At 38.0% G+C, this 21,568-nt stretch carries 33 protein-coding genes; all 33 read left to right on the plus strand.

The genetic code is table 11. From position 1 onward, the window contains the following. Window positions 1-1,199: 1,199 nt before the first annotated feature. The 33 genes from A7K91_RS13405 (at window position 1,200) to A7K91_RS26850 (ending at window position 21,472) form a co-directional block, all read left to right on the plus strand. Window positions 1,200-1,697, plus strand: coding sequence for a DUF4937 domain-containing protein (locus A7K91_RS13405; protein WP_169833409.1), 498 nt, complete (start codon window positions 1,200-1,202; stop codon window positions 1,695-1,697). A 45-nt stretch (window positions 1,698-1,742) separates the two neighbouring features. Beyond that, on the plus strand, window positions 1,743-2,207 hold the full coding sequence (locus tag A7K91_RS13410; RefSeq protein ID WP_068683521.1) for a GNAT family N-acetyltransferase: 465 nt from the start codon (window positions 1,743-1,745) through the stop codon (window positions 2,205-2,207). A 55-nt stretch (window positions 2,208-2,262) separates the two neighbouring features. Beyond that, window positions 2,263-2,745 (plus strand): SMI1/KNR4 family protein, encoded by a 483-nt coding sequence (locus A7K91_RS13415; protein ID WP_156739540.1) that lies wholly within the window; start codon window positions 2,263-2,265, stop codon window positions 2,743-2,745. A gap of 37 nt (window positions 2,746-2,782) precedes the next feature. Next, window positions 2,783-3,493, plus strand: coding sequence for a metallophosphoesterase family protein (locus tag A7K91_RS13420; protein ID WP_068683525.1), 711 nt, complete (start codon window positions 2,783-2,785; stop codon window positions 3,491-3,493). A gap of 37 nt (window positions 3,494-3,530) precedes the next feature. Continuing rightward, the gene (locus A7K91_RS13425) at window positions 3,531-3,980 is read left to right on the plus strand and encodes a DUF1569 domain-containing protein (protein ID WP_068683527.1); all 450 of its coding nucleotides are present in this window, start codon (window positions 3,531-3,533) and stop codon (window positions 3,978-3,980) included. 38 nt (window positions 3,981-4,018) lie between these two features. Next, window positions 4,019-4,525 carry a hypothetical protein gene (locus A7K91_RS26455; protein WP_156739542.1) on the plus strand — a complete coding sequence of 169 codons (507 nt, stop codon included), beginning with the start codon at window positions 4,019-4,021 and terminating at the stop codon, window positions 4,523-4,525. Window positions 4,526-4,546: 21 nt separating this feature from the next. Beyond that, window positions 4,547-5,158 carry an FMN-binding negative transcriptional regulator gene (locus A7K91_RS13430; protein ID WP_068683529.1) on the plus strand — a complete coding sequence of 204 codons (612 nt, stop codon included), beginning with the start codon at window positions 4,547-4,549 and terminating at the stop codon, window positions 5,156-5,158. Next, entirely contained in the window at window positions 5,155-5,619 is a 465-nt protein-coding gene (locus A7K91_RS13435; RefSeq protein ID WP_068683531.1) for an NUDIX domain-containing protein, read from the plus strand. The genes A7K91_RS13430 and A7K91_RS13435 overlap by 4 nt, the downstream gene beginning before the upstream one ends. Before the next feature lie 33 nt (window positions 5,620-5,652). Next, entirely contained in the window at window positions 5,653-6,138 is a 486-nt protein-coding gene (locus A7K91_RS13440; protein ID WP_068683533.1) for an NUDIX hydrolase, read from the plus strand. Between the two features lie 80 nt (window positions 6,139-6,218). Beyond that, entirely contained in the window at window positions 6,219-6,806 is a 588-nt protein-coding gene (gene pgsA / locus A7K91_RS13445; RefSeq protein WP_068683535.1) for a CDP-diacylglycerol--glycerol-3-phosphate 3-phosphatidyltransferase, read from the plus strand. Window positions 6,807-6,846: 40 nt separating this feature from the next. Beyond that, complete coding sequence (locus tag A7K91_RS13450) at window positions 6,847-7,227, plus strand: hypothetical protein (protein WP_068683537.1); 381 nt, start codon at window positions 6,847-6,849, stop codon at window positions 7,225-7,227. 173 nt (window positions 7,228-7,400) lie between these two features. Next, a complete protein-coding gene (locus tag A7K91_RS13455; protein WP_068683539.1) occupies window positions 7,401-8,171 on the plus strand; it encodes an aminoglycoside adenylyltransferase domain-containing protein in 771 nt (256 codons plus the stop codon). Between the two features lie 20 nt (window positions 8,172-8,191). Then, window positions 8,192-8,752 (plus strand): histidine phosphatase family protein, encoded by a 561-nt coding sequence (locus tag A7K91_RS13460; RefSeq protein ID WP_068683541.1) that lies wholly within the window; start codon window positions 8,192-8,194, stop codon window positions 8,750-8,752. Between the two features lie 32 nt (window positions 8,753-8,784). Beyond that, window positions 8,785-9,273 (plus strand): GNAT family N-acetyltransferase, encoded by a 489-nt coding sequence (locus A7K91_RS13465; protein WP_068683543.1) that lies wholly within the window; start codon window positions 8,785-8,787, stop codon window positions 9,271-9,273. Window positions 9,274-9,298: 25 nt separating this feature from the next. After that, window positions 9,299-9,547, plus strand: a complete 249-nt coding sequence (locus tag A7K91_RS13470) for a phosphotransferase (RefSeq protein ID WP_068683545.1) — start codon at window positions 9,299-9,301, stop codon at window positions 9,545-9,547. A 1-nt stretch (window position 9,548) separates the two neighbouring features. Continuing rightward, window positions 9,549-10,010 (plus strand): hypothetical protein, encoded by a 462-nt coding sequence (locus A7K91_RS13475; RefSeq protein ID WP_068683547.1) that lies wholly within the window; start codon window positions 9,549-9,551, stop codon window positions 10,008-10,010. Window positions 10,011-10,035: 25 nt separating this feature from the next. Next, entirely contained in the window at window positions 10,036-10,884 is an 849-nt protein-coding gene (locus A7K91_RS13480) for an ornithine carbamoyltransferase (protein ID WP_068683549.1), read from the plus strand. 24 nt (window positions 10,885-10,908) lie between these two features. Beyond that, a complete protein-coding gene (gene fabI, locus A7K91_RS13485) occupies window positions 10,909-11,679 on the plus strand; it encodes an enoyl-ACP reductase FabI (protein WP_068683551.1) in 771 nt (256 codons plus the stop codon). Between the two features lie 31 nt (window positions 11,680-11,710). After that, entirely contained in the window at window positions 11,711-12,193 is a 483-nt protein-coding gene (locus A7K91_RS13490; RefSeq protein WP_068683553.1) for an NUDIX hydrolase, read from the plus strand. A 24-nt stretch (window positions 12,194-12,217) separates the two neighbouring features. Continuing rightward, window positions 12,218-12,703, plus strand: coding sequence for a hypothetical protein (locus tag A7K91_RS13495; RefSeq protein ID WP_068683555.1), 486 nt, complete (start codon window positions 12,218-12,220; stop codon window positions 12,701-12,703). A 53-nt stretch (window positions 12,704-12,756) separates the two neighbouring features. Next, entirely contained in the window at window positions 12,757-13,212 is a 456-nt protein-coding gene (locus A7K91_RS13500; RefSeq protein ID WP_068683557.1) for a RidA family protein, read from the plus strand. Window positions 13,213-13,249: 37 nt separating this feature from the next. Beyond that, window positions 13,250-13,627 carry a hypothetical protein gene (locus tag A7K91_RS13505; RefSeq protein WP_068683632.1) on the plus strand — a complete coding sequence of 126 codons (378 nt, stop codon included), beginning with the start codon at window positions 13,250-13,252 and terminating at the stop codon, window positions 13,625-13,627. 156 nt (window positions 13,628-13,783) lie between these two features. After that, a complete protein-coding gene (locus tag A7K91_RS13510) occupies window positions 13,784-14,215 on the plus strand; it encodes a GNAT family N-acetyltransferase (protein ID WP_245697497.1) in 432 nt (143 codons plus the stop codon). Between the two features lie 22 nt (window positions 14,216-14,237). Then, the gene (locus A7K91_RS27080) at window positions 14,238-14,405 is read left to right on the plus strand and encodes a nucleoside/nucleotide kinase family protein (protein ID WP_245697498.1); all 168 of its coding nucleotides are present in this window, start codon (window positions 14,238-14,240) and stop codon (window positions 14,403-14,405) included. Between the two features lie 142 nt (window positions 14,406-14,547). Further along, complete coding sequence (locus tag A7K91_RS13515; protein WP_068683561.1) at window positions 14,548-15,159, plus strand: chloramphenicol phosphotransferase CPT family protein; 612 nt, start codon at window positions 14,548-14,550, stop codon at window positions 15,157-15,159. Continuing rightward, window positions 15,156-16,190: a phosphotransferase enzyme family protein gene (locus A7K91_RS13520; protein WP_068683563.1), complete on the plus strand. Its 1,035-nt coding sequence runs from the start codon at window positions 15,156-15,158 to the stop codon at window positions 16,188-16,190. Before A7K91_RS13515 ends, A7K91_RS13520 begins: the two co-directional genes overlap by 4 nt. A 41-nt stretch (window positions 16,191-16,231) precedes the next feature. Next, entirely contained in the window at window positions 16,232-17,227 is a 996-nt protein-coding gene (locus A7K91_RS13525) for a phosphotransferase enzyme family protein (protein WP_068683565.1), read from the plus strand. Window positions 17,228-17,250: 23 nt separating this feature from the next. Next, the gene (locus tag A7K91_RS13530; protein WP_068683567.1) at window positions 17,251-17,814 is read left to right on the plus strand and encodes a phosphoglycerate mutase family protein; all 564 of its coding nucleotides are present in this window, start codon (window positions 17,251-17,253) and stop codon (window positions 17,812-17,814) included. A gap of 59 nt (window positions 17,815-17,873) precedes the next feature. After that, entirely contained in the window at window positions 17,874-18,425 is a 552-nt protein-coding gene (locus tag A7K91_RS13535; protein WP_068683634.1) for an HAD-IIIA family hydrolase, read from the plus strand. 32 nt (window positions 18,426-18,457) lie between these two features. Next, window positions 18,458-18,973, plus strand: coding sequence for a GNAT family N-acetyltransferase (locus tag A7K91_RS13540; protein ID WP_068683568.1), 516 nt, complete (start codon window positions 18,458-18,460; stop codon window positions 18,971-18,973). A 47-nt stretch (window positions 18,974-19,020) separates the two neighbouring features. After that, window positions 19,021-19,431, plus strand: a complete 411-nt coding sequence (locus A7K91_RS13545; RefSeq protein ID WP_068683571.1) for an HIT family protein — start codon at window positions 19,021-19,023, stop codon at window positions 19,429-19,431. A 12-nt stretch (window positions 19,432-19,443) separates the two neighbouring features. Continuing rightward, window positions 19,444-20,247: an inositol monophosphatase family protein gene (locus A7K91_RS13550; RefSeq protein ID WP_082967455.1), complete on the plus strand. Its 804-nt coding sequence runs from the start codon at window positions 19,444-19,446 to the stop codon at window positions 20,245-20,247. A 25-nt stretch (window positions 20,248-20,272) separates the two neighbouring features. Beyond that, complete coding sequence (locus A7K91_RS26850; protein ID WP_068683573.1) at window positions 20,273-21,472, plus strand: hypothetical protein; 1,200 nt, start codon at window positions 20,273-20,275, stop codon at window positions 21,470-21,472. Window positions 21,473-21,568: the final 96 nt, after the last annotated feature.

Here is a 21,568-nt window from a genome sequence, read left to right on the forward strand (position 1 = left end):
CTACATAAGTAGGAGGATGCTAATAATGATGGTTCAAGGAATCCCTTGTCCCATCTGCCTTGGCGAATGCCGAGAGGCTATACAAGATAGAAGGAGGGGAAATGATGAACAAATTAAAACTTTTACTCATTGGTATTCTATCTATTTTGGCTTTGGTAGGTTGTAATCAACCNGATAAAAGGAGGGGAAATGATGAACAAATTAAAACTTTTACTCATTGGTATTCTATCTATTTTGGCTTTGGTAGGTTGTAATCAACCCTTTGCATTTCCTGCGGAGTCAGATTTCACGTTGGTATCTAATGTCTCAAATCGCAGTCCAAACGTTGGGGAAGAATTTGAAATTAATGCAGTCTTACAAAATTCATTGGATTCAAACTATAAAATTGCTCATGGTCCTGATGTGATTGGAATTTATGTGGTTGAACTAAATCAGCCAGTTATTAAAACAGGACCAGGAAGAACAACTGATTTGAAAGCAAAAGAGAAGATTACAAAAAGTCATAAACTGAAACTTGAAAAAGCAGGTAAGTACGAAATTGTTGTCGATGCCGACTTTTCAATTTCTAATCCAAAAACAAATGAACAGAAGACTTACCTTATCAAAACTGAACCGATTGTAATTGAAGTGAAATAACTCTCAACTTACGGCAATGATAGCCCAATAAACCGCCTTTCAAAACATAGGCGGTTTTCATATGGTCAAAAATCAACATTAGAATTTAACATAGCCTTTGTTTTAAAACCGGTCTAATGCCGCTAATATCGCTAATGTCGCTTTCACTCATACAACCACCTCCTTAGAACATATTCCTTATTTTACCATACAATATTTTACTACATGACTTATGCAGTTCGTCCCAATTGATGGAAGTTTCATAGGTGTCATGCAAATGTACTCAAAAATCCTGAAAACCCCTTNGTTTATTTAAATGCTGGTATTGAACTTCAATACTGGGAGGAAAGGAGCAGCAGCTAAATGATATTTTTTGCTTTTGTAGGATTTTATCTTATGCCTATTATAGCCTTTTTATTTATTGTAGCTTTATTGAGGGCCATCAAGAAAATTGTGAAGGATAGACCCTATACCAAGGAAGTATTTTGGGGCGGAGTGTTGTTTGCTACGATGACATGGACAATCACACTCCTAGCAATTTACCCCAATGGATGATGGAAGCCGAGTTGCGGGAAGAGAAGCCAATGCTAATAAAAATGATTAAGTGTGAAGTAGATGAACAATTTAAAGATAGGTTTCATTTGGCACAAACTAAATGGACAGAGCTTAAATTAGCAAAAGGATTTGTTGCCCAATTTGGCGGCTGGAATCTTTTGAATAAGGAAGAGGCAGTCATTATAGGGGTATGGGAATCTATAGATGCATATACCCTATTTATGAATCAAAATCACGATAAAATAGTAGATGAAAATGGACAAGTGGAAACGTATAAAAATATAGAAGTGAGTTTATGGAGTACTAACGAAATCATTAGTAGTTCAGATATTGAATACTTTACATTTTTTGCACTCCATGATGCAGGAGATTTCAAAAATAATAAAGGTAATAACGACAAGACGATATTTATGACACAAATAAAAAATGAAGAATTAAAAAAAGTACTGATATGTAAGAGTGAATTAGAGGGGAATTACGGGGATTTTGAAACCGTTATAGAACTAGATAAAGAGTGGATTGTTTAATATCTTGTTTGTGCCGAGTTTCAAGACAAAAGGATAGGTGATGTAATGGAATATAAGATTATTGACCTAAGAGACTTTCCTAATCTATTAGAAACAAGTATTGAGTATGTTTCCCAAAGATGGGGATTAAATAAAAAGATATTTGAGGATTGTATCACTTCGAGCATGAATGCAGCTAACTCGCTTCCAAGATGGTATTTTATGATGAAATCCGATCTAATTATAGGCAGTTATTCGCTTATGACGAATGATTTTGTGAGTAGACAAGATTTATGGCCCTATTTATCTAACCTGTATGTAGAGGAAGAGGAGCGTGGGAAGCAATTAGGGGCAGCCCTATTAAATCATGCTCGAAGAGAAGCGTATATGCTAGGTTTTAAAAAGATATATTTATGTACGGATCATGAAAATTACTACGAAAAGTATGGGTGGACCCATCTAACAAATGGTTATCATACTTGGAATAGAGAATCAAAGATATATGTTGCTGCAACATTGGGGCAGGAATAGATTAAAAGAGCCAGTTGGATTCATTATCAACAGGTGAATTAAGCGAGGTAATCTTATGGATTTTCTTATTGATAAGACAATCAATGCATTAAAGCAAAGGCTGCAAGAAAATAATGGAGTCATTCGAATCCAATCTCCTGAAGGCAATTTGTCTTATGGAACTTGCAGCTTTTACCATCCCATTCATGAAAATGACATAATTCTGTTTGAGCAAGAGCTTGGATATAAGCTTCCCGGCGATTATAAAAAATTCCTGCTATTAACCAATGGTTGCCGATTTTTTGACCATGGTTTAAATGAAATTTTTGAACAAACGTATGAGGAACCAAGTGATGGGTTTTTAAAAATCGGTTATTTTTATCAAGACAATATTGTTATTGATTTGAAAGCATTTAATGCGGGAGAACGGAATTATTTATTAGTCAAAGGATATTTAGATCAATTTTACGAAGCTAGAAAACTTAATATGAATTTTGAAATATGGCTTGATAGATTCATTATATGTCAAGGCGCATTATTCTGGAATTGGTCCATATAGACAGCAGAAAATGATTATAGGAGATCAGATGAGCAGGATGAGCAGAATATTAATGATTAGCGATATTCATGGGTGTATTAAACCATTTAATGAGTTATTAGATGCGGTAAAATACATCCCGACAGAAGATAAGTTAATCTTGCTTGGTGATTATGTTGATAGAGGTCCACAGAGCAAGGAAACCGTTGAGCGTGTTAAAGAGCTAGTCCAAAACTATAATGTCATAGCATTGAAGGGGAATCATAATCAAAGGTTGGTTGATCTTATAAGAACAGATGGTGAAGAAGTTCAACCTAAATTTTTGGAGCATGGCGGTATGCAAACCCTTCAAAGCTATTGTCCCTTTATGACGGAGGATTGTAATGAAGAACTAATTAAGCAAGCTAGAGAATATGTGCGAGACCATTATAATACTCATATTGCATTTCTAGAATCCTTGCCTCTTTATCATGAAGATTTATATCATATCTATGTTCATGCTGGACTGAATCCTAAGTATGCAAATTGGCGTGAACAATCGGATTATGACTTTATGTATATAAAAGGAGAGTTTCATCAATCGAAACCTTTTACGGAAAAACCAATCATATTCGGTCACACCAGGACCATTGAACTTCATGATTCTCCGGATATCTGGTTTGGTCAAGGTAAGATTGGGATTGACGGCGGGTGTGCATACGGTATGCAGCTTAATTGTTTAATCTATGATGATGGCCATTATTATACAGCGGATATAAAGAACAGCTAATTCAGGTCGAATACGATTGCATGGAGGTGTCATTGAAATGAATAGCTTGTTTGATGAAAATCATGCAAATCAAATCTTACGCCGAATTAAACAATTACGTCCTGATTCACAGCAAAATTGGGGAAAAATGAATGTTGCTCAAATGCTCGCCCATTGCTCTTCCTTTCAGGATATAGCCACGGGCAGCTCAACTGCTTCAAGAAGTTGGCTTGGGGTTCTAATAGGTAGGATGGTGAAGCCTGTGTTCTATAATGATAAGCCGCTTCCGCAAAATATGTCTACGATTCCGACTATTATCATTGCTGATAACAGAGAAGTTGAAAAAGAAAAGGAAATCTTGATTCAAAAAATAATTAGGTTTCAAAAAAAGGGGCCTGAGATATGTACAAAGAAGCCACATCCGTTTTTTGGGAAACTTTCTCCTGATGAATGGGGCAGGGGCCTCTACAAACATCTAGACCATCATTTAAAGCAGTTTAGCGTTTGACCATTGTTAAGAGCACAAAATCAAAGTAGGTGAGTTCATTGGAATATAAATGTTCAACAGAACTTTCTAAAGCACATTGTGAGTCTGTAATAAGAAATAGTGTTGACTTTTATTCCCTTACACTCGATGGAGGAGAGCTTGTTGGGTGGATTAAGAAGGGGTTATTTAGTGTTTCTGTTAGCAGGGGAATGTTAAAAAGCGATTTAGTTCGAAATAAGGTGCTAGGAAAGATCAGTACAAAAAACAATAAAACGTATGTATATTTTCGAACATATAGAGGTTACACAGATATCGTTTCTATTTTAACTATATGTATGACCTGTTTTATTAGTTTGAGTATAGTTGATATTTCCGTCGGCGGTGGAATCCCTATGTGGTGGAAAATCATCATCCCCCTATTCGTTTGTTTTTTTATTGCAGCCATTTCATGGATCATTTCGCATGCCTCTGAAGATGGTCAAGAAAATGAACAGGTATTAGTTGAATTTTTGCAAAAAGGGCTTGAGCTTACGGATGAAATTGCTTCAAATGAAAAACCACTTTGATTATGGAGGGGTCAGTCAACAGTGTATATACCTAAAGCCTTTTTAGTTGAAGATCGCGCACAGCTATTTGATTTTATTAATGCCAACGGGTTTGGCATATTGTTTTCTACGCATAATAATAGTCCATATGCATCACACCTGCCTTTTTTGTTAGATAGAGAGGAAGAATATTTATACAGCCACTTTGCCAAACCTAATGAACAGTGGAAAGATATAGAGGGGCAGGAGGTAATGATTGTTTTCTCTGGTCCACATACCTACATTTCACCATCCTGGTATGAAACTGATCAAAGCGTTCCTACATGGAATTATGTAGCTGCCCATGTATACGGACGAATTGAAATAATAAATGATCAAAATGAAATTATACGCTCGCTTGAAAAACTAGTGCAGAAATACGAAAAACCTGGTAGCTCCTACAAGCTGAATGAATCAAATAAGATGTTTGTTGACGGGTTATCCAGAGGAATTGTTACGTTTAGAATGAAAATCGACAAGATAGAAGGAAAGTGGAAATTAAGTCAAAATCATTCGGCGGAAAGACAACGCAGGGTCATAGAACAACTCGAAGAATCAAAAGATCAAGATGCCAGGGAGATATCTGCATTAATGAAAAGGAATTTATTACTATGACAAGACGAATTGTTGTTACTGGCGGAGCCATCATTAGAGATAGGTTTGGAAGAATTTTAATGCAAAAGCGATCTGATTATGGAGATTGGGGTTTGCCTGGCGGAGGAATGGATGTTGGAGAGACAATAGAAGATACGATGCTTCGTGAAGTTAAAGAAGAGACAGGTCTTTCCGTAAAACAATACCATCTGTATTCTATTTATTCAGGCTCCAGAATGAAATATACCTATCCTGATGGAAATGAAGTCGTGTTTGTTATGTTTTTATTTGATGTTGAAGCGGAATTGGATGGAAAATTATTAGAAGACGGAAAAACAATAAATTATACAGATCATGAAAATGAATCATTACAGCTAGTATTTAAGAATTTAGATGAAATAGATATAGACACCATAAATATAGTGCAAAAACCTGTGTTTGAGGATTTAATGTCGAACAAAAAAGGAGTCTTAAGAAGTTAATGGAAAATACAAAACTGCATTGGAGGATGCCCGATGAGTAGTGACATTTTTCATCGTCATTTAGGGGTATATGGAGTATGTATAAGAGATAATCAATTACTTGTTATTCATAAAAGTGGCGGCCCATATTCTGGTCGTTATGATCTTCCAGGTGGGAGTGTTGATAAGAATGAGTCGATATTAGAAGCAATAAAGAGAGAATTCATTGAAGAGACTGGATTACAAATCCATATATCTAGCTTCATTGGGACTAAGGATTATATAGTTCCGTGGCGGAGGCCTGATTTTGCACATACTCATTGTCATCATATTGCTATTTTGTATGCTGTTAATTATATAGCAGGAGATATAAGTGAATCCCCCCAAATGGATGATTCTTTAGGTGCCGAATGGATAGATATTACTGACATAGATTTAGAAAACTCCTCGCCTTTAGTTGTTGAAGCCAAACAATGGATTGAAAATGGGGAAATTAAAATAGAAACGATAAAATATGAAGAATGGACTATTAGGGACTGATTTTTGCATGCTGCTCAGAAATAATTAGTAATGTCTGAGATGGAATTTGTATGAAATAGGTTGAAATTGGGGGTGCCGGCTTGAATCTTGCTAATAAAATTACAATCATCAGGATTATACTTATTCCTTTTTTTGTTATCCTTTTATTACCCTATCCTCATTGGTTGGCGAATAAAGCTCAAATCTTTTCACATCTAAATCATTATGGCGTTTATTATGCTGCTATTTTATTTGTGCTTACTGCAGCAACTGATAAGTTAGATGGGTATATTGCACGAAAATATAACATGATCACAAACCTTGGAAAATTACTGGACCCACTTGCTGATAAGCTATTAATTTCTGCAGCGCTAATCATGCTTGTATCTTTAAATAGGATACCAGGCTGGATAGCTATTATTATCATTGGAAGAGAGATCGTTATTACAGCCATAAGGTCTATAGCATCCTCTAAGGGAATAGCATTGGCAGCAGATAAACATGGAAAGCTGAAAATGGTATTTCAAATTATTGCAATAACGGCTATGTTGCTTAACAATTATCCGTTTGCATTACTAATAAGTTATCCAATTGATAAGGCTTTAATGCTAACGGCTGTATTGTTGACTATTTATTCCGGATATAACTACATAAAAACAAATTACAAGAAGCTTCAATTAAATACGTGAGGAGTTAGGCATTTAGGTCATTCGGAAGGAGGAGGATTATATGACGAATTCAAGGAAAATTGCAGGCTTGATCGGACCCTCTATTATTGCGCTTACTGCATCTGAATGGCTAAATCTTCATATCTGGGCGATCAACATGCCAACCATAACTTATCTTAATGGTATTTTATTGTTTATCGCCGGCCTTTCCATTGTCCGTGCTCACAATTACTGGACGACTAGTTGGCCTGTATTGGTAACCCTCACAGGCTGGTTTGCCATCCTTGGCGGACTGTACAGGATGTTTTTTCCGGAAGCGCAACAGCTTGCTGAAAATATCTCCACCTATGTGTTTATCATTTTTTTGGGCGTAATTGGTATCTTTATGACTTTCAAAGCCTATAGCCGGGAAGGCGGGGGAACTACCGCCGATAAAAAGTAGACAGGACGACACTGCTGAAGAGGCAGTGTTTTTCTTTTGTCCATCTGGCGTTTTATTACATTATGTGTTGAATTTGGACAGCTCCCCCTTATTTCGTTACAATAAAGCTACTGTGGACATACCCGTTATTCGTCAGGTGGCGTGAATATAGGAAACGTTAGGAGACGGTGTAAATGAGACATTTTCAGGACGAAAAGATTAATCAAACTTTATCCCTATTTTTGGAGGACATCCCGTTTATTTTGGGAGATAAATTAAGATGCATATTTATTTATGGGTCAGCTTTACATAATGATTTGTGTCCCGGATATGGAGATTTGGATTTCCTGGCCGTACTCAGCAATAATCTTACAGATAATGAAATTGAAAAATTAAATAAGCAAAGAAGCATATACAGAAACAATAATGAATTCTACAGCGTCATGTTAGAAGGCGCCTTTTTGCCCCTGCAATTAATTCGGGGAGAAGAGGGTCAAGCATTATGGTGGGGAACGAGAGATGAAAAAGTCTGGTCTAATAATCAGCTTGATTTATTTACTATGTATACTATCAAAAAACAGGGATTGTTGGTGTATGGCGAATTACAAAATGACGTGCTGCCTGACATATCGGATGATGAGATTAGACAATTCCTTGTTGATTATTCCATTTGCATGAAGGAACATGGCAAGGGAGGGAGGCTGCATTCCATTGACTGGTTATTATTATCGGCTAAATTCATTGGCTGGTTAAAAGAAGGAACTATTTTTTCGAAAAGCGAAGCTGCCGAATGGGGGCAAACCCATTTAAAAAGCAACTGGAAGGAGCATTTGCGGAGGGCTAAGGAGCTTAGACAGAATCCGTCAAAGATAAATTTGCCAGACTATATAGAATGGGTGAATAATCTTGATCCTGTAATACGGGAAGCTTCTAATGATCTGGATAGACATCTCAATATTTCATAAGTAGATTCAAGGAGGTTTTTATGAAAACCACTATTTATATGGTTAGGCATGCTGAATCACCCTATGATGAAGGAGACGAAAGAACAAGAGGGCTTACGGAAAAAGGAAAGAGGGATGCTGAAAAAGTAACGAAGTTGCTTTTTGGCGAAGGAATAGACATGGTGATATCAAGTCCATACTCCCGAGCAGTATTAAGCGTCGAGGGATTGGCTCAGCACTTAAATGTAGAGGTGAAAACCTTTGAAAACCTAAGGGAACGTCATTTTTCCTCAGAATATATTCATGATTTGATGTATGAGATTAGAGAGAATTTTTACAACTTTAAATATGCCTTGCCGGGCGGCGAATCCAATGCGGATTGTCAGAAGAGAGCAATCGTAACGCTCAAAGCCATACTAAAGGAGCATAAAGGCAAAAATATGGTTATTGGCACGCATGGCCTGGTTATGACACTGATGATGAATTATTTTGACTCTACATATGGCCTGGAATTTTTGGATCAATTAAAGAAACCGGATATTTATAAAATGGAGTTTGAAGACCAGGAATTAAAGGAAGTAAGTAGGATGTGGGATGAATAGATGTCCTGCACAAGGTGGAGGCGAATTTATTAATGCAATATACCATTAGAACCATAAGGAAAGATGATATTACATTTCTATGGGAAATGCTTTATGAATCATTATTTGTACCGGAAGGTAAGGAAGCGTTTGATAAAGCTATTATTAAAGATCCGTTCATTTCAAAATATGTTGATGGTTGGGGACGAGAAGGGGATTTTGGGTTTATAGCAATGAATAATGAAGATCAGCCAATCGGCTCTATAACAGCTCGATTTTTTAATGAGGACAACAAAGGTTTCGGGTATATAGATAAGGATACGCCTGAATTAGGGATGGCCATTTTAAATGAATTCAGGGGGAAAGGAATAGGAACTGCATTATTAAATCAGTTATTGGAAGAAGCCAAAAAGAAGGGGATTAGGAAGCTTTCCCTTAGTGTCGATCCGCAAAATCGCGCTGCTGTTCATTTATATAAAAGATTCGGATTTATTGAAGTGGGCATGGTTGACACTTCAATTACAATGGTTGTCAATCTATAGCGGTTTTGTTAAGGAGTGCTATCATATGTTACATTATATTGAAAACAACCGCCAACTATTGGGAAATCGTCCGCAATGCTTTTTAGCAGGCGATTATAATTTGCTTAACATGATGTATGAAAACGGCGAGTTAAAAATTATAGATTTTGAGCGTTTTACTATCGGTGATCCATGGGATGAATTTAATTGCATCGTTTGGAGCGCAATAGCAAGCCCTCACTTCGCAACAGGGCATATCAACGGCTATTCATGGTATTTAAGAGGGCTTAAATGAGATGACAGTGGGAGGAAGCATGAAAAAAATAGGGTTAATTATGTTTGTAGTCATTATTCTATCAGGCTGCACAGCGACTAGGGAGAACGAAGAACGTTCGGTAGGCAGCATTATGAAAAACATTATTACACATGAATTAAACGAAGTGGAGCCTGAACACAAAGATGAAGTTAATGAATGGTTAGCAGATGCAAGGCTGAAGGGAACAGAAGGACAATTTTATATAAAATCGTATTCGGACGAGACCAGTGAGTTTAAGTATTCTTACATATATGGGAAAGGATATTCCGACTATGAGGTTTCTTTTATCTATACAAGCAGTGATTTGACAAGTAAAGGGGATATTCATATAGCTGGCATAAAGAGCGAAAATAATCCAGATTCATTTGTAAAGGTTAAATCAATCAATGATCGCTCGATATTTTTTATAGTGTCGGATGAAAATAGTCAGAATAATAAGTAATTCGGGTCATGAAAGGACAGATATCATGCATTTAATAAATATTAAAAGTCTAACTGAGTCGCAAATTCTTGATATATATAATCTTGCTAACGAATTAAAAGAGAATAAAACGGAAAAAAGACTGGATGGAAAAACATTTGCATTATTTTTCCCGGAAAGCAGCCTGCGAACTCGAATTACTTTTGAAAAGGGAATAAAGGAGCTAGGCGGAACCTGCATCCTGTTTCCTCCAGATACGTTGGACAAGAGAGAAGAATTGGAGGATGTAATAAAGTATTTGGAAAATTGGGTGGATGGCCTTATCATAAGGCATTCCGATCTGGCGAAGATAAAAACATTAGCAAGCTACGCCACTATTTCTGTCATTAATGCTATGACCGCCGAAGATCATCCTTGCGAGATTTTATCCGATCTCTACTCCATTGCTGAAATTCGGAAAAATTATCGGGATTTAACCTATACATTTGTGGGCGTTGCAAACAATATTTCAAGATCGTGGATGGAAATAGCAAAGGTCATGAATCTTACCTTCAGACATGTCTGTGCCTCCGGGAATCAATTCGGAGAAGACTCCAGCCATTATTGCTTTACAACCAACCTGGACTCAGCTTTACGGGGAAGCGATGTTATATTAACAGACTCCCTTTCGGGGGAGTGCAGGAATGATGAATATATTAAAAGCTATCAGATTACAGTGGAAAGAATGCAGCTTGCGAATGAAGGCGCCATTCTAAACCCTTGTCCGCCCTTTTTCAGAGATGAAGAAGTAAGCACTGAGGTGATCAATTCTGACTATTTTGTTGGATATGAGTTTAAGAAAAATCTGATTTATGTTCAACAAGCTATCATTCTATATTGCCTTTTACGTCAATGATATGACTATGCGGGAGGATATAATATGTTAATGAAAAATAAAAATATTATTGTTATGGGAGTTGCTAATGAGAGGAGTATTGCTTGGGGAGTTGCAAAGTCTCTTTACAGGCAAGGAGCTAATCTGATCTTTACCTATCGAAAAGAAAGATCGTTAGAGAAGCTGATAAAGCTTTTAAATGAACAGGAAATGACTCCATTGTGCACCATCTCATGTGATGTATTAGATGATGAAAGTATTACATCAGCCTTTTTGGAGGTTGAACGCCGGGTAGGTCAAATACATGGCATTGTACATTCTGTTGCTTTTGCGGAGAAGGATGAGCTGCAAGGCGAATATGTGAATACAACAAGAGAAGGTTATAGGCTGGCACAGGATTCAAGCGCTTATTCATTGGTAGCCATTGCGCGAGAGGCTAAAAGATTGATGACTGAAGGCGGAAGTATTGTAACACAATCCTATATAGGCGCTGAGCGGGTAGTAAAGAACTACAATGTTATGGGCGTGGCAAAGGCGGCATTAGAGGCAAGCGTCAGATATTTGGCAGAGGACCTTGGAAAATACGGAATCAGGGTTAATGCTATTTCTGCGGGTCCTATTCGTACATTAGCAGCCAAAGGCGTCTCCGGCTTTAATGATATTATGGCAACAATCGAGGAGAGGGCTCCGCTTCGGCGAAATATTGATCAAGATGAGGTTGGCGATGCCACCATGTTTCTTCTAAGTCATCTTTCAAGAGGGATTACTGGAGAAGTTATTCATGTTGATGCCGGATATCATATTTTGGGAATGTAATATAAGGTCGGCCCAAAAAAGAGGTGTACATGTGATTTCAAAATTAGTGGGTCTGGTGCCAAGAGATTGGCTTGTTTATATGTACAAGCATATGCCTTTTAACGGGTTGAAAAATTGGCTTGTTTATCGCGCCCAAAACAAATTTTTAGTAGCGGTTCTTGGAATCTTTACGAATGAAGCTGGACAAATATTATTACTCAAACATGTGTACAGAAAAGAACCGTGGGGGATTCCAGGCGGTTGGATGGAGCTTGAAAAACCGGAATTGGCTTTAGAAAGAGAATTGAAAGAGGAAACCGGATTATCTGTAAAATCAATTGAATTGGTAAAAGCGATATATGGAACAAAGCCTAATCGAGTGGACTTGATTTTTAGAGGCAGGGTCATAGAAGGCGATTTTAAAAAGAGCTCGGAGATTTCAGAAATTATGTATTGTACAATGGATGATTGGCCAGATGGTTTGCCGATGGAACAAAGAAAATTAATTAAAGAATTTGGTTCTGTTGCACCATAAAACGATAAAGGAATGATATGAAAAATGAAAAAAGTGATCTTATTTACCTTGTTATTGTCCCTGCTGTTCATCGTAACGGCGTGTTCCAAAGAAACGGCTCCAGATGAAAAAATGTTTGAGGTTGGAAGCGACGACCTGACAAACATACAAGCTTCTCAGCCTTTTCAAATCAATGGATATGTAAAAAATAAATCCAATCATAAATGGGATATTTCACATGGTGCTGATATCTTTACCTATGAGATTTATGACAGCGAGGGAAATCTTGTGAAACAAGATTATGATATGTTGTTCACAAACAGTATCGGGTATGTAAGTGAATTGAAGCCTAAAGCGGAGTTTCGAAATAATTACGAAGAGCAACGAAACAAAGAATATTACGAATTCCAAATCGAAAAACCAGGAACCTATAAGGTTAAGACAATTGCTACATATCGGATTGAAAATGGAGATGAAAAGGTAGAGTTCGTTTTATCATCTAGTGAACTTAATGAATTTGTAGTGAAATAATAGGATCATTTGGGCGGACGGGTTCACTATTATTCAAATAAGGCGGGATAACAATGGAGTTATCTGTTGAAGCGAGACTGGAGAATTTAGGGATTAAATTGCCTAAAGCAAGCAATCCGGCTGCTAGTTACACTAATTTTGTCATTGTAAATGGGCTTATGTACGTCTCTGGAAAAGGGCCGTCAGGAAGCCCAAAGGGAAAGCTGGGCAGTGCATATACGACTGAACAGGGATTTCATTTTGCCAGGTTAGCAGGCATTGAGGTTTTGGCCGTATTAAAAGATGCATTGGGATCATTAGACAGGGTGAAAAGGGTTGTTAAGGTTCAAGGATTTGTAAATGCTGAAGCAACCTTTGAAGAGCATCATAAAGTATTAAATGGATTTTCAGAATTAATGTATGAAGTATTTGAAGATAAGGGAATACATGCAAGATCGGTTTTAGGGGCTGTTTCATTAAGGGATAACCTGCCTATTATTGTAGATTCGATATTTGAGGTACAGGTTTAATAGATCCAACACGTTGATTGGGTGGGTGATGATGATAATGAATGAAAAACAGGCAGTTGATAAGTTCGGACAGGTGATTATGACTGAATTAAGAGATAAAGCCATTGATTTTTTTGAATTATTAGTTGAAGGACGTTGGAAAGCTCCAGGGCTGCAAAAGCTCCAGGCGGAGCTACAAGAATTGAATAATGAACAGATTGAGCTGGTTAGAAAAATAGTGGTTAAAAGCTTGGATACAGGAATTCATGATTTCTTATTTAAACTCCAGGAGCAAGCTGATTTTGAGAATGATATTGAAATTAAAGTGCAGGGCATTGATGTTATCCAGTCTAGTGATGGGCTGCACGGCGAGTTGTTCACGAAGGACGGCTGGTTTTCCACCTACAGTAAATATGGAGAAAGCAAGGACGAATAGATCGAATTCAAGTAAAGATGGAGACAACTCTCAATCCATAAGGAACTGCAATAAACGTAATAGATGACTATATTCATAGTTAACCTTTGATTGTTCTTGCATATCCAATATTATGATAATGTAATGACTTAATGGAAGATGGATGGAGGAACAATTTTGAAAACAAGCATTTCAAGCAATATTGAAGCTAATAAGAAAGATTACATTAGAAGCAGGTTGATTGAATTTAATCTCAGACACTTTCCAGAGGAGTTAAAAGGGCGTTATGAGGAGTTAAAGCTGCATTTAGTTGATGAAGACGAGGACATAATAGGCGGAATTGTCGGGGAGTTTTGCTGGAATTGGTTAGAGATTCATTATTTGTTTGTCGAGGAAGAGCATCGAAAATCGGGCTATGGCCAACTGCTTATAAGAGAGGCAGAGAAGATGGCTATACAAAAAAAGTGCGATTTTATTAAATTGGATACACTCAGCTTTCAAGCCTTGGGCTTTTATGTGAAGGAAGGATATGAGGTATACGGAACAATCGAAAATGCAGGAGGACATACCCATTATTATTTAAAGAAAGACATAAAAAACCGGGCTTAAGTGAGTAACGGAGGCGCTAATAATGACCAGCAGATCCATCTATATTTTATCGGGCCCCGCCGGTGTCGGGAAATCTACAACTTCCAAAAAGCTTGTTCAGCAGCTTGAACGCAGCTCATACATCTCTGGTGATGTCATCAGCCATTTGCGTCAAGAGATTCCAGCATTCAAATGGGTGAACGAAGCGTAATTCTTTTGAATGAGTTTAAACAAGCTCTTAAGGATAACAAGCATGTATTAAATACCCAGCAATATTCTGTTGATCAGATGGATGAAGTGATTAATGAAATCATGAATAATAGCAGATTTTTATTAGGTGAGGATGATTCATTTTGAAGCAAGGTATGATTGTGCTGTTGAACGGAACTTCAAGCTCGGGAAAAACAAGTATTTCAAATGAATTGTTAGCCCAGAAAGATATTGTTTTTCATCATTTATCTGTAGATGATTTTATTAAGGATTTTTTTAATAACAAGTTCCTGGTTGATATTGAACCTGCAAGAGAAATAGCTGAACAAACGATCATGGAAATTATGTTTGATCCCATAAACTCCTTGTATTATGCGACAGTTAAATTGTATTCGGAGATGGGTTTAAATGTAATCGTAGATACTGTCATCGACAATGACAAATGGTTTAATGATTGTCTGAATGCCTTTAACGATCACCCTACGTTATTGATTGGCGTCATTTGCTCAAAGGAAGAGCTTATCAGAAGAGAGGAACAAAGGGGTGATCGAAATATTGGACTAGCTGTGTCACAGTTTAACCAAGTCTATAGCATTGATGAATACGATGTTAAAGTAAATACGGAAGAGCTTACTCCAGGTGAATGTGCCGATAAAATATTGCGTTTTGTAAAATCCAAGCAAGCTTTTACTGCTTTTAAAAAGTTAGGCAAAAGAAATGTCAAGGCTGCATCTGAGGGGGCGTGTGAGTCTTGAAGCTAAAGCCCTTTTTTCATTTTGACACAGACGAAACCAGACAAAGCTTGCTCGCAAGAGCAAGAAATGTTGCCTTATGGGCTATTCAACAGTATGAGATTGAATGGATTAGCATTCGTTTCATACAACTATCGGATACAATTACTTACAAAATAGAAACAAACACAACAGGCCATTACTTGCTTCGCATTCATTCAGAGAGAATGAACAAAGAAGAAATCATTTCAGAGCTCGTTTTCCTTAATGAACTACGGAAGCTGGGAGGCTTAGTGATGCCTGAAGGAATTGCATGCCGCGATGGCTCTTATGTTCTGGAATGCGAAACAGAGGAAGGGTACCAGAGGCCTTGTGTTTCTCTAATGAAGTGGGTGGAGGGAGAGCATAGGAGCGGCGAGTTCACCGATAGTCATGCATTCAGCATAGGCGCTTTGATGGGGAGGCTGCATGAAGCTTCAGCAAAAATAGAAATACCGCCTCATTTTCATAGACCACATTGGGGAATTGGCAGCTTTAAGGATGAACTCAGCAAATTGGAGCGTTATTACTCACGGTTTTTATCGAATAAATCATGGCTGCTCTATCAAAAAGCTATTGAAAAGATCATGACTCAACTTGAACTCATGCAACAAAACACACGTAATTATGGGCTGATTCATGCGGACTTGCATTCGGAGAACGTTGTTTTTAATAACGATCAGCCCTATCCGATTGATTTTGGAAGATGCGGGTTTGGCTATTATTTGTATGATATGGCGGCAGCACTGCTAGAGCTTTATCCTAAGCATCGCTGGCAGCTTATTCAAGGCTATGAAAGCGTAATCAAATTGGAAGAGGATTATGTTCATATTCTCGAATGCTTCTTTGTCATGTTTATGATCGAAAATTATTGCCATCACTGCTCCGACAGTAGAGAAATACCCGGTTTAATAGAAGAGCAAAAATATGCTTTAGCTTATCTTACCGAATATATAAATGACAGGTCATTTTTATTTCAAGTCATTGAACCTATTGAACCAGAACCATTAGTTTAGCGGTCTAAGGATGACTCAACAATTGTGAGGAGACAACTGAAATGTCGGATGAGGTATTTTGTGAGCTTGCACAGCTAGCTCTTCAGGAATATGACTTAGTGGAGTATGAGCTGAATTATATTGGCCAAAGCGGAACCATCATCTATCACGTTACTGAAACGGGTAATCAAAAGCAATATTCGCTTAGAATCCATCAGTCCTTATCCAAGGGAGATGAGAAAGAGTGGAGCTCAAAAGAAACCATTCAGTCTGAGTTGACTTGGTTAAATGCACTGTCTAAAGAAGCTGATTTGCAAGTCCCTGCTCCTATACGAAATAAGAAAAACAGCTTTATTACTGAACTGAATCATGAAAATTCAATTGTCTATTGCACATTATTGCATTGGATTCAGGGTGAACAAAAGCCATTTATTGCGACTATGGAGGATGCTGCCAAAGTCGGGAGCATGATTGGCAAATTGCATAAGCAATCGAGTAAATGGGAAGCGCCAGAAGGTTTTTCCAGGCCCTTTTTTGATGAGCGGAAGCTTGAAGGATCATTAAGGAAAATTAAGGAGTCTATAAATAACGGGACTTTGAAAAAGAGTGGAGAAAGTCTTCTTTTGGCTGGAGAAAAAGCGGAAAAAGTTATTATGAAGCTGGAAAAAAAGCAAACAAGCTGGGGAATCATTCATGCAGACTTAATACCCTCAAATTATATATTTTACGAGGATAAAGTAAGCCCCATTGATTTTGGCGCGTGCGGATTTGGCTTTTATTTGTTTGATCTGGGGTGGACGTTTTCATACATTCATCCGGCATTCCGGGAAGGCTTCTTGAATTCTTATTCCAGCTTTTTTGAATTGCCATCAAATTATGAGTCATTACTTGAAACCTTTTTTGTTTTAGGACAACTGGATACGTTAGGCTTTTGGTTAGGCTTGCCTGATTCCAGCGAATGGCTGGAGGGTCATATAGATAAATTGCTTGCTAGAGAATTCCAAAGCTACATCAACGATAAGCCATTTCTTTTTTCGGGAACGCCATATTGGGAATAGTTACGTCTATATGGGAGGATTATATGGAGATCCAATTTATTCGACATGGTCATGGTGATCATTTGCTTGATTATCCCAATCGTCTTGATACGATGCATCCTGGTCTCACCGATTATGGAAAAATGCAAATTTCTAACCTTCGAAGTCAATTATCTTTCAATTCTGATGATTTGGTATTGGTAAGCCCGACAAAGCGAACCATTGAAAGTGCTTTGTTGCTGACCGGCAGCACCAGCTTTACGATTTGCCCGCTTGTTGGGCCTAGAATGTTTCCTCAGAACCCTGAGCTCCCCTTTTTAAAATGTGATTATATCTATACTAGAGATGAGATTTCCAGTTTATATAAAAACATAACGATTCTAGACCTTCATTTGGAGTGTTGGGGAGAAGGAATAAATAGAATTAAACAATCAACTTTTGAAGATTATGCATGGAAGCTGCTGAATTGGATTCAAGGCAGGCATAAAAAAGTTTTTATTATTTCCCATGATGGAACCATAACAAATTACAGAGTATTGCTTGGAGAAAAAGAGCTATCAAGAAATGATTTTCTTGGCGAAGCGGGAGTATATAAGATGAACCTGTAAGACAAAAGCCAGGCAACATGAAGGAGTATTTTATGAATAAGAGATTGGAGTAGTTGCTTGTGGCTAGAGTCCAGGCGGTTTTTATTGATCGTGATGGAACCATTGGCGGAGTAGAAGATAGAGTATTATATCCTGATGAAATGATATTTTTTCCTGAGGTTGAGCAGTCTATAGCAAAGCTTAAAGAACAAGGGATATTAGTTTTTTCCTTTACCAATCAGCCAGGTATTGCAAGAGGGGAAGCCAATAAAGAGGATTTTGAAATGGAATTAATGCAAATTGGATTTGATAACATATATCTTTGTCCTCACGAGCACAACTCAGGATGTACATGTCGAAAGCCATTGCCTGGCATGCTGATACAAGCGGCTAACGATAATGATTTAGATTTAAGAAAATGTGTCGTCATAGGCGATAGATGGAGTGATCTTGTAGCGGCTAAAGAAGCGGGGTGCACCAAAATCCTGGTAAAAACAGGCGCAGGTGAAAAAGACTTGGCCAGATACCAACAGGGGCAATACTTTGGAAGCTACAAAGAGTCTTATCCTGATTTTATAGCAGAAGGCTTCAGTGATGCGGTAGAATGGATTGTTAATAACTGTACGGATTGAATTTAATATATAAATAAAAGGAGAATCCATAAATGAATGTGGATATAGTAAAAATTAGCAAAGAGCATAAGAACAAATTTTTAAACCTATACAATCTTTATTTATATGATTTATCACAGTATACAGGCGAAGACACTCAGGAAAATGGGCAATACGATCCAACAAATACATACTTATATCTGGAGAGGGATGAATTACATCCGTTTTTTATTGAATATGAAGGAAAAACCGTCGGATTTATATTAATCTGTTCTCCTCCGTTTGTGCCTGAGGGAGTAGATTATACGATTCAGGAATTATTTTTATTGAAGAAGTATAGAGGAAAAAACATCGCTTCTATATGTGTATCCAAGGTGCTGGAGCGCTTTGAAGGAAACATTAGTATTAGTCAGCTTGAGGAAAATAACCCCGCTGTTCACTTTTGGAAAACCTATTATAGAGAGCATAATCTGAACTATACAGAAGTTCATGATAGCATACAATTGGATGGTTTGGATGGGTGGCATAAAGTATTAACGCAAACATTTGAAAATGCTAAAGCACAATAAAGCATTCCAAAGTAGAAGTTAAAAAAGTTTAGAAAGGATGCATCCTTATGGATTGTTTTGGTTGCCGATTAGCCAATCATATGGAAGAAACAAATGTCGTTTTTGAAGATGAGTACATAACCTGCATTCTGGACATTGACCCTTTGAATGAAGGGCACACGTTGATACTGCCCAAAATCCATTACAAAGAACCTGAAGAAATTGATGAATCAACGATGAAAGCCATCAACAAGGCTTCGGTTATGATATCCAGGGCATTAAAAGCGATTTACAATCCCGATGGAATTACGATTATGCAAAATGGCGGAATTTTTAATGATCTAGGGCATTATCACATGCACGTGTTTCCAAGGTATAAGGACGATGGATTCGGATGGATAGAGCCAGAAAAACCATCAATTAAAGATTTGAAACAAGTAAAGTCGAGGATAACGGAAGGTTTAACTAAATTAAAATAGAAGAGGTGTCCAGTGAACTACGAAGCTACGATTCAAAAAGCCAAGCAAATATCCATTCAAATTATTCGTCAAGCAGGTGCGATTTCGAAAAGAAGGTTTGATCAGTTTGTGGATATTAAAAGTAAAGACGAACATGGCGATGTCGTTACGGAGGTTGATCACTTAATTGAAGACATCATTATCAAGGAAATTCAAGGCGCTTTTCCTGACCATCAGATTCATAGTGAAGAGGCCGGAATTATAGGAACGGCAAACGATTGGCTGTGGCTGATTGATCCGCTCGATGGAACTAATAATTTTGCGATTGGATTGCCTATATTTACGACTTCAATAACGTTAATGTATAAAAGAGAACCTGTGCTTGGGGTCGTTTATGAACCATTGACCGACCGCCTGTTTGTGTCTGCCCTGGGAGAAGGGGCGTATTGCAATGATCAGAAAATGGAAATAAGGAGCAATTCGAACCTGTTCAAAGGAAATGTTGGCTGGATTCAAGGTCATGTCGTGCAAAAGGATGAAGGGGCATTAAGGCTAAGGCAGCATATTGACGTAAGCTTCAAAAGAATGATGCGGTTATGGGCTCCAACGCTTCAATGGTGCATGCTTGCCAAAGGAGATATAGACGGCATTGTTCTGTACAATTCGGAAGGCGACGACTTGTATTCCGGCATTTTGATGGTTAAGGAAGCTGGAGGCATCGTCATAGATTTTGATGGAAATCCATTTACCGGCATGAAGGATGAGCCTTATCTGATTGCTTGTCATCCGGATCATAAGCAAGCTTTATTAAAAGTTGTAAAAGAAGGACTTGGTTAATTTAAGCAGGGAAAGGGGTGCTGCTATGTTTAAAGAGCTTTTTGATAAATTCGGCATAACATTGCCCGCGCCATTAGTTAAGGAGCTGGAAGCTCACAGCAGGAAACAAAGGCAGCAGCCCTTTTTCCTTAAACTAATGAATATTGACGGAATTGTTGAAGTTGCTGATTTTCTGTCGGAGATGGAGGTCTATCAGGATATTCTTCCTTTATGGACGGATGATCATTCCAACTACATAGGCTTATATGTCGGCGGAGCATGTAAATACAGAATCTGTTATATCAATCATGAGGAAACGGATGTGGCTCCGGCATTTAGAAGCATACCTTCATTTATTCAGAGAATTGAGCTGCATCCTGATCTGGATTGGCATGAATTGAAGAAGGAATATCCCTCCGAAGCAGAAAGCGGGACTGCGGAGATGGATGAGGACTTAACCTGTATAGCTGAGCTGGAGCTTTTTCTTGCTTCTAACCCATCCATAAGTGATGATGTACGCTGTCAATCTATTTTCTCGATTATGGCATTAACGCCAAAGTCACATCTGGATTCGTTGCTAGTCTATTTAGAGGATGAAGACATGTTTGTTCAGGAGCGGGCCTGCGAAATTTTTGGTTTTCACTGCTATATGCCAGCCAGAGAACAGTTGATCGAGGTATCCAATAACGGAATGCATAATGGAAAGCTAGCGGCTAAAAATGCATTGGCAAAAATAAGAGAGAAGCAAGCAAAGGATTTGAATCATGGTTTATTTCATCATTTTGCTGCTGTTGCCAACACGTTAAACAAAAGATTTAACATATCTCCGCTTCTGTACGGATCGCTTGGCCTGGAGGCTCTGACAAAAATACCTCTTTATCCTGAGGATATCGACTTGTTAATTCCTTTGACATTTATCCGTGAAAGATGGGAGGAGCTTCAGAGCGAGCTTGAACATCAGGGATATGAGTTGATTGATAGGAATGAGCATGAGTTTAGCAACGGACAGCACAAAATCGGCTTTTCCCATATTGAAGACCTGGAGGAATACGCTGCAATTGATAGCAATGATATCGAGCAGCGGAATTACAAAGGGGCGACATTTAAGCTTCTGAATCTTGAACAGTATCATAGGGTATACAGCAGATCGCTGCAGGACGGATACCGGATAGATACAAGGGGCAAGAAGGATGCAGAAAAAATTAAACTGATTGAAGGGCTATTACGAGCGAAAAAGCATACATAGGCCGTAATGGTGCAGGGCATCGGTTTAAAGTAAATGCGGGCAGCCCCCGGCACAATCCTTATCTTTTCGGAAAATGTCAGGGGCATACGCTCAGTT

It is taken from the genome of Paenibacillus oryzae, assembly GCF_001675045.1.
GTDB classification, from domain to species: Bacteria; Bacillota; Bacilli; order Paenibacillales; family Paenibacillaceae; genus Pristimantibacillus; species Pristimantibacillus oryzae.